11 protein-coding genes are annotated in these 12,849 nt (G+C 52.9%); 6 read left to right on the top strand and 5 right to left on the bottom strand.

All coding sequences use genetic code 11. The annotated features are described in order from the left end of the window. Nucleotides 1–86: 86 nt before the first annotated feature. Entirely contained in the window at nucleotides 87–608 is a 522-nt protein-coding gene (locus ACO0LD_RS23920; RefSeq protein WP_423010684.1) for a hypothetical protein, read from the bottom strand. Between ACO0LD_RS23920 and ACO0LD_RS23915 the strand changes: the two genes are divergently transcribed. Next, nucleotides 607–837: a hypothetical protein gene (locus tag ACO0LD_RS23915; RefSeq protein WP_423010683.1), complete on the top strand. Its 231-nt coding sequence runs from the start codon at nucleotides 607–609 to the stop codon at nucleotides 835–837. The two genes, ACO0LD_RS23920 and ACO0LD_RS23915, sit on opposite strands and share 2 nt — an antisense overlap. 394 nt (nucleotides 838–1,231) lie before the next feature. Here the strand turns inward: ACO0LD_RS23915 and ACO0LD_RS23910 are convergent, their stop codons facing one another. Further along, nucleotides 1,232–1,384, bottom strand: coding sequence for a hypothetical protein (locus ACO0LD_RS23910; RefSeq protein WP_423010682.1), 153 nt, complete (start codon nucleotides 1,382–1,384; stop codon nucleotides 1,232–1,234). Nucleotides 1,385–1,410: 26 nt separating this feature from the next. Continuing rightward, on the bottom strand, nucleotides 1,411–2,322 hold the full coding sequence (locus tag ACO0LD_RS23905) for a LysR family transcriptional regulator (protein ID WP_423010681.1): 912 nt from the start codon (nucleotides 2,320–2,322) through the stop codon (nucleotides 1,411–1,413). 105 nt (nucleotides 2,323–2,427) lie between these two features. On the opposite strand from ACO0LD_RS23905, the gene ACO0LD_RS23900 reads away from it, so the two are divergent. Both ACO0LD_RS23900 and ACO0LD_RS23895 read left to right on the top strand, forming a co-directional pair. Then, entirely contained in the window at nucleotides 2,428–3,633 is a 1,206-nt protein-coding gene (locus ACO0LD_RS23900; protein WP_423010680.1) for an MFS transporter, read from the top strand. A 265-nt stretch (nucleotides 3,634–3,898) separates the two neighbouring features. Next, nucleotides 3,899–4,561, top strand: coding sequence for a hypothetical protein (locus ACO0LD_RS23895; protein ID WP_423010679.1), 663 nt, complete (start codon nucleotides 3,899–3,901; stop codon nucleotides 4,559–4,561). Nucleotides 4,562–4,631: 70 nt separating this feature from the next. Here ACO0LD_RS23895 and ACO0LD_RS23890 read toward each other — a convergent pair whose 3' ends face one another. Beyond that, nucleotides 4,632–5,321 carry a hypothetical protein gene (locus ACO0LD_RS23890; protein ID WP_423010678.1) on the bottom strand — a complete coding sequence of 230 codons (690 nt, stop codon included), beginning with the start codon at nucleotides 5,319–5,321 and terminating at the stop codon, nucleotides 4,632–4,634. A gap of 71 nt (nucleotides 5,322–5,392) precedes the next feature. Continuing rightward, nucleotides 5,393–5,998, bottom strand: a complete 606-nt coding sequence (locus ACO0LD_RS23885; protein ID WP_423010677.1) for a DUF4124 domain-containing protein — start codon at nucleotides 5,996–5,998, stop codon at nucleotides 5,393–5,395. Nucleotides 5,999–6,361: 363 nt separating this feature from the next. Here ACO0LD_RS23885 and ACO0LD_RS23880 point away from each other — a divergent pair, with 363 nt between their 5' ends. The 3 genes from ACO0LD_RS23880 to ACO0LD_RS23870 all read left to right on the top strand — a co-directional run bounded on the left by ACO0LD_RS23880 (nucleotide 6,362) and on the right by ACO0LD_RS23870 (nucleotide 12,786). Further along, entirely contained in the window at nucleotides 6,362–7,618 is a 1,257-nt protein-coding gene (locus ACO0LD_RS23880) for an MFS transporter (protein ID WP_423010676.1), read from the top strand. A 230-nt stretch (nucleotides 7,619–7,848) separates the two neighbouring features. Next, nucleotides 7,849–8,595 (top strand): siderophore-interacting protein, encoded by a 747-nt coding sequence (locus ACO0LD_RS23875; protein ID WP_423010675.1) that lies wholly within the window; start codon nucleotides 7,849–7,851, stop codon nucleotides 8,593–8,595. A 1,113-nt stretch (nucleotides 8,596–9,708) separates the two neighbouring features. Continuing rightward, nucleotides 9,709–12,786, top strand: coding sequence for a di-heme oxidoredictase family protein (locus tag ACO0LD_RS23870; protein ID WP_423010713.1), 3,078 nt, complete (start codon nucleotides 9,709–9,711; stop codon nucleotides 12,784–12,786). The last annotated feature ends 63 nt before the right edge of the window (nucleotides 12,787–12,849 follow it).

Below are 12,849 nucleotides of genomic sequence, written 5' to 3'. Positions count from 1 at the left end.
GGGATATTTTTTAAGTCTCGTCTGCAAATCTAATAATTCAGCAGTATCCTGTCTGGTAATGAAATGGACGCTTTGTTGGTGTTGACTCATGATTTCCGCCCTTTCTCTTTACTCCACTCCTTCTGACAATCCGCATAATTCGCAAACTCATAACTGACACCAACCTCGCCGCGGTTGATGGCTTTGGCGTGGGCGAAGACGATGATGTTGAGGATGTTATTGGGCAGTTCGCGCTCGGTCTTGCCATTGGCCCACAGGTAGCCGTAGCTGACTGAGCCTTCCTTGAGGCCGACCATCCAGAATTGCGGACGGCGGGTGTAGATGTCGGTTTTGACTTTGTCTTTTTTGAGGCTGGCTTTGCCGTATTGCTGTTCCAGCGCCTGCGCGATGCGGTCGGCGGCGGCTTTGATTTGTTCACCAGTGCCGCTGACGGCGGTGATGGTGCGCGATGCGCCAACCTTGCAGATGCCACTGATGGGGGCAGTGACGGCATAGTAGTCGCTGAATTCGTCTACGGGTATGGGTGGCTGGCCTTCGAACAGGTGTTTGGCCTTGGTGGATTTGACAAAGCCCAATTTGCTGGCGAGTTCGGTTTCGCTGATGGCCATGGCGAGGCCGAAGGGGCCGGTGTTGGTGGATGTTGCTGGTGCGACGGGCCCTGTGTTTGCTACAGATATGGTGTTTATCGGGAGTGCTGGCGTGACTTGGGATGGCGCTGACACTGTGCTGGCAGTAGCGTCGGCAGACTTTTTGCAAGCCACGAGGCTGGCAGTCGTCATCACCAGGACAATGATGCAGAGGTGGTGGAGTTTGTTTTTATGCTGCATCAGGCTGTGATTGATGTATGGATATGGTTTACCAAGGTCGCTGCAATTTAATGATATTCGGGCATAAATTGCAATGGTTTTGATCGATATCCTTCTCAAGCAGAAATGCTGGACACGGTGCAGTGTTCGCGGCTGAAGCCGCTCCTGCTGGATATTTGTCGTGCGCACTGTACGGCACATCAACATATTTGGCGCAAATACAATGGATTCCTGCCTGCGCAGGAATGACGATTTTGAGGGTATTCGGATAAGCGGGCGGTACCGTTTGCATGAGCTTGTTTGCCTTAGCTTTGAGGTGGGTGCCAGGAAGAAATCTCTTAAGCGATCTATCTTCTAGCCACAGTCCGTCAATTGTCCCCGCCCTTTGCAACGTCGCTCCAGCGCAGGCTGGAGCCTAGCGGCGTTCATTGATCAACGAAAAGGCTTTGTAAATCAGGATATTCGTCGCAAGCAATGTACGGCGCATCAAAACTCACGGCACAAATGCGATGGATTCCTGGCTGCGCAGGAATGACGATTTTGAGAGTATGCAAATAGGCGGGCGATGCGGCTTGCATGGCCCGACTCAATCCCATCCACCCCATCACGTCCTCTCTAGTGGCAATCTGGTCATCAAAAAATCCAGCAAGGCAGCCACGCGTGGGGGTATTGCCTCCTGTTTATAAAATACCGCCCAGACTGGTTGCATCCAGGGCAGGCTGATATCTGCCAGCACGGGTTTGAGCCTGCCGTGGGCGCGGTCGGCCATGGTCAGGAAGTCGGACAGACAAACGATGCCAGCGCCCTGCACGGCCAGGTGGCGCAGGGTTTCGCCATTGCTGGCGTTGACTACGGCATCGATGATGTAGCCTTCATCCTCTGCTCCTTTGGCTACATCTGACTTGGGCAAGGGCCAGGTATTCAGGCTGGCAGGAGCAGTAAAACCCAGCAACCTGTGGTGGGCCAGGTCAGCCACGGTTTGTGGTTCACCGTGGCGTGCCAGGTAATGCGGCGCGGCCACCAGGCGAATGCGGCTGCTACCCAGGCGGCGCGCATGCAGGCTGGAATCGGTGAGCTGGCCTATGCGTATCGCCAGGTCGGCGCGTTCTTCGATGAGGTCAACAAAGGTTTCGCCGCTGACCAGTTCGAGCTTGATGAGGGGATAGGCGTCGAGAAAATCTGCCACCAGCGGGGCCAGCAAATGATCAAGCGTGGGGGTGGCGGCGTTGACCCTGACCAGGCCGGACGGTTGCGACAATCTGGCCGTCAGTTGTTCTTCAGTGTCATCAATATCACAGAGTATTTTCTTTGCCCTTTGCAAGAGCCAGTGACCTTCCTCGCTCAACTCCAGCTTGCGGGTGGTGCGCGTCATCAAGGTCATGCCGAGTTGCGCTTCGAGACGGGAAATGCTGCGACTGATGCCGGATGGGGTCTGCCCCAGGCGCTCGGCAGCTGCTGAGAACGAGCCAGTATCGGCCACCGCCACCAGGGCTTTCATGGTTTCCAGGCTTAGCATTGTTGACTCCCAGTCATAAGTTAAGTGTAGCTTAAGCTATTTTTCTTTGCCTTGCATGGGTTCAGACTGCAGCCTGTTATTCATTTCCCCATGTATGGAGTCCCTATGCCCTTAGCCCTGTGGGCGCTGACACTCAGCGCCTTTGCCATCGGTACGACAGAATTTGTGATTGTCGGCCTTATCCCTACCATCGCCAGCAGCCTGGCGGTGTCTGTTCCTTCTGCCGGTTTGCTGGTCAGCCTGTATGCGCTGGGCGTGGCAGTTGGTGCGCCCGTATTGACAGCACTGACTGGCCGGGTGCCGCGCAAGCAATTATTGCTGGGCCTGATGGCCTTGTTCACGATTGGCAACCTGGTGGCCTGGATGGCACCCAACTATGCCTCGCTGATGGCGGCGCGGGTGTTGACTGGTCTGGCGCACGGGGTGTTCTTTTCTATAGGCTCAACGATAGCCACTGGCCTGGTTGCCAAGGACAAGGCGGCCAGTGCGATTGCGCTGATGTTCAGCGGCCTGACGGTAGCTTTGGTGACGGGCGTCCCGCTGGGTACTTTCATAGGCCAGCATCTGGGTTGGCAGGCGACGTTTCTGGCAGTGTCGGCGCTGGGTGTGATTGCGTTTATCGGTTGTGCGATCCTGATTCCCTCCACCATCGCCAGCAGCAAGCCTGCCTCTTTGTTGACGCAAATGGCGGTACTCAAAAAGCCGCGCCTCTTGCTGGTATATGCGATGACGGCCCTGGGTTATGGCGGCAGCTTTATCGCCTTTACCTATCTGGCACCGATACTGCAGGACATCAGCGGTTTTAGCGCCAATGCGGTGGGCCTGGTAATGCTGGTGTACGGTGTCTCGGTGACCTTTGGCAATATCTGGGGTGGCAAGCTGGCAGATAAAAAAGGGCCGGTCGCAGCGCTGCAAATTGTGTTTGCTTTATTAGCCCTGGTCTTGCTGGTGCTGACTTTTACTGCGCATAACAAGTGGCTGGCCTTGCTGACCGTGCTGGCCTGGGGTGCAGTGGCTTTTGGTAATGTGCCGGGTTTGCAGGTGTATGTGGTACAGCGTGCAGAACAGGATGCGCCGCAAGCTATCGACGTGGCATCAGGTTTGAATATTGCTGCCTTTAATGTTGGTATCGCATTCGGTGCCTGGGCAGGTGGATTGATCGTCAGTCATATCGGTTTGATGCATACACCGTGGATAGGTGCTTTGGTAGTAGTGGGTGCATGGGGTTTAACGACGCTGGCTGGCAAACTGGACAAGGCTGATGGGATAGATTTCGCCACAGGACAAGCAAGGGTAGTTGCGATGCACTAAGCATGTTCAGAGAAGCGTCGGTTTTACTCCTCAGTAGCGACCACGTAAGTTGCGCCTCGCCTCGCCAACTACGTAGGTTGGGTCGGCCCAACTTACGGCCCACCCAATTTACGCCCCCCCCAACCTCCCCCCACCATGCGCGCTGGACAAGATTGATGTGCATATAAAAAAAACCTTGGTAGAATTGCGCCTTTCTTTCCTTTGCTACGAGCGGGCAAACTTATCCATCCCCGCCTGTGCAAGCAATCCCCATACAAGCACTTTAATGAACATCTCCAGACTATCTCTAATTATTTTATTGTCCCTCGCCAGCCAGTTGCCTGCTACCAGCCTTGCTGCTGGCCCCGCAAATCCTGCCAGCCTGGTCGTGCCAAAACAAGTTGTTGCCGGCAAAACCCAGGGAGAATGGTCCAGCGCCTGGTGGCAATGGGCGCGTTCATTTGATGGTGAAAACAATAGCCCGGTTGCAGACAAAACCGGTGAGTCCTGCCATTTCAAACAGCAAGGTCCGGTCTGGTTTTTGGCTGGCACGTATGGCACGCAAAGGACCATCAGGACTTGCACCGTCCCCAAGGATAAATATCTTTACTTCCCTCTGATTAATTACATGGTCAATTCAGGTGTGCCAGGCGAAATCAGTTGCAAGGGCGTCACTGCAGCTGTGAGGGAAGCCATTGATGGCATCCATATGCTGATACTGGAAATTGATGGAGTGCGCGCCACAAAACTTGAAGCACACAGACAAGTCAGCCCAGTTTGTTTTGATGCAGGTGCGCTGACCGGCGGCCGCATCAAACTCGCCCCCTCTGCTGCTGACGGTTACTATGTCATGCTCAAGCCCTTAAGCCCGGGCAAGCATACGATCAACTTTGGCGGGCGTAGCAACGATATGTCGCAAGCAGTGACATATACATTGATTGTCGAATAAACCCTGGTCTCGCCTATGGTAAAAAACACCCCGAATGTGGGTGTTTTTTTAAGGTGTCTGCCTGCAGAGATTATGCGGGCAAAGAATGGATATAGTTTCTTTTTTCCAGATCCGATTTCGCCTTCGCAGAAACAGCGCCAGCCTCCTCAGTGCGTCCGGAAGCCTGCAATACCTTGATGATATTGTCGATATCCTGGATAAACCTGTCCTCAATATCCTTTATAAACACGTCCCTGCCAGTTTCAGGCATGGCCTCCAGGAATTTCATTGTTTCATCATGCGTTTTCAACTTGGTCTCATAGAAGGCCAGCGCATCATCCATATAAGTGGAGCACACGGCAATGTGTGGTGAAGCGACCAGCTCATCCCAGATGAAATGCACTATTTGCGCGGCGAGTTCAGAGTCTGCATGGTGATAACCCATGAATTTTTTCAGCACGGTTTCTTGCTGATTAAGGCTGGCACCTATAGCGGCATAGTCATGAAAATAAGTCAGATTGCGTGACTGTTCCAGTGCCTCGATACTGTGTGCAAATTTTTGTTCAAGCCGGATTCTGGCTGGCTCATATTCCTGGCCCAACCGGGCCCATCCAAACAAGCAATATGACAGGCGCACGCCGTACAGCGAAGCATTGTCTTCATCCAGTGCATGCTCAAAAAACCATTCATAAGATACCAGCGACGTCTCATATTCTTTTGCGGCATGCGCCTCCATCGCCTTGTCAAGAACTTGTTTTGCATGCTGATTATGGTCGTTCATCAAGTGATTTTTCTCCAAAGTTGAATTGCCAGTGTGAAGTGCCTACTGTGCATGAGGTCTGCTCATGGGAATTATCTTTTACTGTATGAATTGCTTTTCTCAGGATCGGGCAAACCTAATAATCTGAGTTCAATATTTTTGGCGTCTTCTTGTGGCACCTTTTCAATAAAGTTTTGCTTCAGGAAACGCCACATGTCTTTCTCCAGCACTTCGCATTGCAAAACGGCGCGGCTTTTGCGTGTGTATCTGTGGACGTATTCGAGATCATCACCTTCTTGCGATGCTTCACGGTATTCGCGGCGTTCTCTATAATTTTTATAACTGATACTCTGGTTGTCGCTGCTACGGTCCTTGGTGAACTGGTTCATGGGAATCCCGCAATTTTCCTTGAAGTTAGTCATCAGGGTACGGTCAATACTGGAGCTGCATTGTGAATACCGGTGATCCAGCACCCAGCAGCTTTTGCCAGTGTCACGGTCTTTTTGCATGGCCGTGATCTTGCGCAGTGTAGAGTCGTTTTTGACTTCAGTCGCGGTACTGCCAATTTTTGCATTACAGGGTTGATCTGTATAAATCGTTTCGCCCGATGGGGTGACGCACTTTCGTACTTCTGCCTGCGACGGGCAAGGGAAGGCAAAAACCAGGAAAGACAGGCAAGCCAGAAGTAATTTTTTCATAGTAGATAGGCGAAGACAAGCTCGGTTTCTTGTCTTTATTTGTGATCAATTTGCATTTAATTACGCAAAACAGCTGCAAATTATAACGCAAGCTACAATTGGTTACATTTATGTTTGAGGGTTTATTCGCTTATCTATTTTGTCAAGTGCGGCCACTATGATGGCTGGTATAAACAGATAGCATGAAAATGATGAAAGACCAAGGGATGGCCCCAAGCCCCCCATCCCCTTTGATTGACGTCGCATTTTTTCTTTGCTAGGATCGAGCCATATCACTGGAAACAGTGACGTAAGCGTTTACGTTAGCCAACGCGCAAACAAATTTGTCATGCATTTGCAAGCAAATTTGTCGCGCTATGGATAATGTATATGCGACTACTATTACAGCGGGTATCTCTACTACCACGACTACCACTCCGGCTTTCTGCCTCTCTCCGCATTTTCACGAATGCGCCTCTTGCCACTACGGTTGGCCTCTTCCTCTGTTTTTTTGTTGGCTTTGCCGACGGTGTACTCATGCCATTTTTTGCCCTGTGGGCAGAAAAAGATGCGGGCATTTCTGCCAGCCACATAGGCTTGCTGCTGGCCTGCTATTCTGGTGGCGAGTTGCTGGCCACGCCCCTGGTTGGCGGCATTGCCGACCGTGTCGGGCGTCGCCCGGTATTGCTGATCTCCACTGCGGGTGTGGGGCTTGGCTTTGCCATTCTCTACTTTACCCACGGCGTATGGGCATCTGCCCTGGTGCTGATCTTGATAGGCGCGTTTGAAAGCGTCCTGCACCCCACTATCTCTGCTGTGATTGCCGATGCCATCCCGGCTGAACAACATCGCTATTATTTTTCCATCGCACGTGTCATGTCGAGTGCAGGCCGTGTCGCTGGCCCGGCGGTGGGGGCTGTGCTGGCGCTGTTTTCGCTGGGTGCAGTGTTTCTCGGGTCTGCCCTGGCGACGCTACTGGGTACGCTGATCATTGCGCTGTGGCTGCCAGAGACACTGACAAAAAATTCGATTCCTGATGACGAGGATGAAAGTTTGATGGGCATCCTGCCTGCCTTCAGGGATGCGCGCCTCGCTGGTTTGCTGCTGTGGTCGATGTGCCTGCAAATATCGGCAGGCTGGTTAAGTTCAGTCTTGCCGCTGTATGCGGTAGATGCAGGCACCCTGACACCATCACAGATAGGTTTGCTGTTTACTTATGCTGCGGCACTGACGGTGCTGTTCCAGTTAAAAGTCAGTTCCTTGCTGGCACACATCAGTAATTTCAAGATGGTGATTGCCAGCGGCTGCGTGCTGGTGGGGGCTTTTGTATGCCTGCTGTTTTCATCCAGCCTGGCAGCGCTGGTGCTGGGCGTGAGTTTGCTGTCGCTGTCGCAAATGCTGTTTGGCCCCTTGCTGCCTACCCTGATCATGGAACTGGCACCTGCGCATGCAAGGGCAACTTATATGGCTGCCGCATCAGTGGCGGCGGACTTGAAAGACACCGTGGGCCCGGCAGCGGGCACGTCCCTGTATGCAGTCGCCGTACGCCTGCCGTGGATGGTGGGGATACCTGTTGCCATTTGCGCGACGCTGGCGCTGGCGTTTAATGTCCGGCGGTGTGGGGGAGGGAAAACCCCGTAGGTTAGGCCGAGGTATAGGTTAGGCCGGGGTGTAGGTTGGGCCGGGCCTCGCTAGGCTACGCCTCATCAGCCCAACACTCGGCCCCTGCAAACGTATACGTCATTTAAACGCCCAGTGTTGGGCTGATAAAACGTAGCCCAACCTACGGGACCTGCCCAACCTACGAGATCGCCCCAACTCACGAAAATTAATCAACACGAGCAAAGGCTCATAAACAATTCAAAACCATCATGATCACAAAAACCGAAAAACCCACACACCACATCGAACGCCTGCACTGGGAAAAACGCAGCAGAACCCTGCGCGTTACCAGCGTCACGCGTTTGACACCAAATATGCAACGCATCACTTTTCAATCCGATGATCTGCACGATTTTGCCAGTCTGGCGCACGATGATCATGTCAAGATCATGCTACCAGTTGCTGGCGAAGCAGACAGTTTTGTTACACGCGAATATACGCCGCGATATTTCGACACACAGGCACGCACGCTGGTGCTGGACTTTGCCTTGCATCAGCATGGGCCAGCCAATGACTGGGCAAGGCGGGCAAAAACCGGCGACACCCTGATCGTCAACGGACCTGGTAAATCCATGGTCGTGGCGGATGACTTTGACTGGTATCTGTTAATAGGTGATGCCACTGCCTTGCCTGCAATTACAAGACGTGTTGAGCAATTGCGCGCAGGAGTGCATGTCACCAGCATCATCATGCTTGCTGATGCGGCAGATAAACAGGCTAGTGTGACAGCAGCCAACTGGCAAACGCAATGGCTGATATGCGAGCACGATTCAGTCAGTGACGAACAGGCTTTGCTGGTGACAGCCGCTGCTTATCAATTCCCGCCTGGCGATGGTTACATCTGGATCGCCGCCGAAAGACAGGCTGCGCGGGCTTTGCGTGCTTATATGGTGGAACAGCGCGGGCAGCCGGAAGCATGGATAAAGTCGTCGAGTTATTGGACGCGGGAAGAATGATGCCTGTTGCAAAATGATGCTATCGCCATTTTTTTGCACCTGCATTTGTAAGTTTTCTGTAACAGAGAAATCAATTTGTTTCTTACAAGTTTGTCATAATCAAGTTGAACACTAAACAGCGTTTTCTTTTTCGAGAAAAAATTAAATGACGGTGGGTTCACTTGTACATTTGAAGGACGTTTTTTGTCAGCGGCTTCAATAAGCGTGATCAGGGATGATGTTTACTGATAAAGTTCCTTGAGCATACACAAGATTTCTACGCACATTTTATTTGCGATCAAATCAAAACTGGATACTTTTGCGTGTACCGACCTGAACTCGTCAGCCCTTAACTTCGCGTTGGTTACTAAATTCCCTCCCCTTCAAGGGAGAGGGTTAGGGTGGGGATGGGTTTCAGTTGATTAACGATAAATGAATTTACGTCGGAAACCCATCCCAACCATTCCACCGCGCAGCTTGCAAGCTGCTTAGAAATTTGTGGCACAAAGCTGCGCTTTGCGAATTCCCACAAATCTCCCCTTGAAGGGGAAGGAGTTCAGTCTGTGTGTTCAAAGAGCATGCTCAATCAATAAATCAAGCGCAAAAAATGGAAAAGTTTCCATTCCCAGCACCCATACCCGAACACATCCCAAATGGGATGCTTTCCAAAACTGACCAATTATGTCAGTCCACTGACAAAAAATGAGATGTGCCGCGCTCAATTTTGGGGCAGCGCAAATGAGCAACTGCTTACCTTTTAGTAAGTGTTCAGTTACCTTTTGGTGACTTGTTTAGTGATAGCCGCCAGCTTGCGTGCTGTATGGCATTTATGTAGTGTTGCGCTTCGACGGATTGAGAAACACATTTATACGTCGTTTTCTTTTTTTTATTCATCGCACTACCGGCGCTTCACTTTTCTATCTGCGCGCACATAAAAATATGCGCAAAAAAAAGATGCGGGATACCTGTCGCATCCAAATACAAAACGTACAAACCAGGAGTTCATACGTGAAAAAAATATCCAACCGCATGACGGCCATCTGTCTGGCCTCATCGCTATTATGTTTACAACTGGCAGGTTGTGGTGGGTCCAGCAGCGCTGATTCAGCGCAGAATGGCGCAGGCACTGCCCCCATGGCTGCACCACCGCAAGGCGCACCGACAGAAACCGCGCTGACACCTGTTACAGCGACTGCCAGTTCCGTTGAACGTGGTGACCTGTCGGCAGCAGCGGCCATCGACCACAATGACAATACCCGCTGGGGCAGTGCTTTTACTGATGACCAGTATCTGACGCTGGACTTTGGCAAGTCAGAAACCATTACCCGCGTGCGCATACAATGGGAAAACGCCCATGCCACGCAATATCTGCTGCAAGTCTCTGACAATAATAGTGACTGGACGACGATCAAAACCGTTGATAACAGCCAGGGTGGTGTAGAAGACCTGACTGACCTGAATGGCAAAGGCCGTTACCTGCGCGTGAAGGGTATCAAGCGTTCTACCCAGTATGGTTATTCCATCATAGAGATACAGGCATTCTCTGGCGCGCCGGTGGTAACGCAACCGGGTACAGATCCGCAGCAGCCGAGCAATCCTGGCCAGATCGATTTGAGCAAACCCGGTGTTACCGTCAAGCCTGTCGCCGCAACATCATCCGCAGTAGAAAACCAGGCCATGTCAGCCGCCATGGCGATCGATGGCAAAGCCAATACGCGCTGGGGCAGCACCTCGGAAGACGGTGCCTGGATACAGTTTGACTTTGGCGCCAAGACACCTGTCGGCTACATGAAGCTGGTATGGGAAAACGCCTACGGCAAGGAATACGCCCTGCGCGTATCCGACGACGGCCAGACCTGGACGCAACTGCGCTATGTCAGCGGTGGCAAGGGCGGTACTGAAGAGTTCTTTAACCTCGGTGCAAATGCCCGCTACATACGCCTGCAAGGCGTGGCGCGTGCGACCCAATACGGTTACTCCCTGTTTGAAGTTGAATTCAAGTCACCAGGCAGCGACAACACCCTGCCAGATGCAGCGACTACCGCTTTGAAATTCCCAAGCAGCGGCAGCGGCTGGGCACCTTTGCCCGCTGCAGCAGAACCGCTGGAAAGCCTGCAATTTACCCTGCCTGACGGCACCCTCGTCACTCGCTTTGGTGCACGCGGCCTGGCACGCCATGGCCGCGAACGTGGTGAAGAATGGAATGAAATTGGCTACGGTCCGAATGAAACTGTCGATGCTGCCACCGGTTTGCCAGTCGATAAGGGCCCCGGCAATTACCTGACCTTTGTGGCACAATATTTCAAGAACCGCACCTGGGGTTTTGAGATCATCGACAATAGCCGCGTGGCAGGTGTGACCAAACCGGTGCTCACCGTCAATCAATACAATACCGTCGACTTTTTGCCGGGTGGCGTGGCCTTCTTCCGTGGTTTTGACCGCGTTGGTGTCACCGGTTATGGCTGGATGAATCCGGGTGAACTGGTGGACCGCAATGTCGCCATCTGCAAACCAGTGCCCTACCCTGCCAATAACAAGCTCAGCAGCCCTGATGGTGTGAATGGTGCCTGTACTTTGCGGGTCAAGGATTATCCGGGACATAGCGACCTGGATCCAAACGGCTTTCCGAATGATAAAAATATCCCGGCACGTCCGCTGGTGGTAGGTGACATCATCGAAGTATCGCCATCCATGTTCTCTACGCCTGAAGGCATGGCTGTCAAGGGTGACAGCGGCGGTGTACGTTATTACTCAGCCGAATGGATTTATGTGGTCGGCTCTGGTCTCAAGCCCTGGTATGGCGTGCAACCGCGCTTGAACTCGGTGCCTTTGCCGGAAGATACTTTGTCTGGTGGCCAGGGTTCGGTGTCCTACAATTATTCTGACAATGGCCTGTTCATGTTCCAGCAGCCGCACAATAATGCGGGTATGCAAAACATACAGCGCTTTGTTGAAGGCCGCCGCCTGGTGCATACCAACTTCACCACGGGTGACCATAATGAGAATGGCAATGACCGTTACCAGCAGGCAGTGGGTTTGCAGGGGCCGCGTTTCAACCAGTCTGCCTGTATTGCCTGCCACGTCAATAATGGCCGCAGCCCCGCACCTACCGCCATCAACCAGCGTCTCGACAGCATGTCGGTAAGGGTAGCAGCCACCAATGCAGCAGGCCAGCAATTGCCACATCCGCAATATGGCACTGTAGTACAGATGAATGCGTTCTCAAGCAGCGGTGTGCCGCAAAACTGGGGTACCAACGTCAACGTCGCCGGATTTGAAACCCGTACGAGCAAACTGGCCGATGGCAGCAGCGTGGAATTACGCAAACCGACACTGGCATTCGAGGGTGCAGTACCAGCCGTTTATTCGCTGCGCGCTGCCCAACCGATGATAGGCATGGGCTTGCTCGAAGCGATACCAGAAGCCGACATCCTGGCACGTGCCCGCACGTCACCAGATGCCGATGGTGTCATGGGTCTGGCAAATTATGTGTATGAGCCAGAGACAGGCACAGTGCGCGTAGGCCGCTTTGGCTGGAAGGCATCCAAGGCGACCCTGCGTCACCAGACTGCTGCTGCGCTGTTGCAGGACATGGCGGTGACGTCTGCGCCCTATCCTAACCGTAGCTGCACCACAGACCCGGCTGGCTGTGCTGCCGCACCTGCGCAAAAAGGTATCTCGGAAGCTGACCTGCAATCCATCACCCGCTACCTGGGTCTGGTGGCCGTGCCTGCACAACGCAGCATCGCCAGCGGCTTCCCCAAAGGGGTGGCACCGATGGATGAGCATGTCGTCAACCCGCAGCAAGTCAGTACTGGTGCCAAGGTGTTCCAGAACATGCGTTGTTCAGCATGTCACACGGTGGAGATGAAAACCGGTAGCGGCCATTTGCTGGCAGAATTGCGCAACCAGACCATCAAGCCATACACAGACTTGCTGCTGCATGACATGGGAACTGGTCTGGCCGACAAGCTGGTAGAAGGCCAGGCCCAGGGCAATATGTGGCGCACCTCGCCACTGTGGGGCATAGGCTATACCGAGAAAGTCATGGGCAATAACAGCAAGGTCGGCTACCTGCACGATGGCCGCGCCCGCAACCTGACCGAGGCCATACTCTGGCACGGTGGCGAAGCAGATAAGGCACGCCAGCGTTTTGAAGCCCTGTCAAAAACTGACCGTGATGCGGTACTGGCTTTCTTGAAGTCCCTTTAAAAAAAACTGTGATTTTTAGATTATCTTGATCTGACTTGTTTCAATTAACAGGCACTGCCGGGC

Source organism: Undibacterium sp. Ji83W (genome assembly GCF_049340385.1).
Lineage (GTDB): Bacteria > Pseudomonadota > Gammaproteobacteria > Burkholderiales > Burkholderiaceae_D > Undibacterium.
This window is presented reverse-complemented; position numbering and strand designations above follow the sequence as displayed.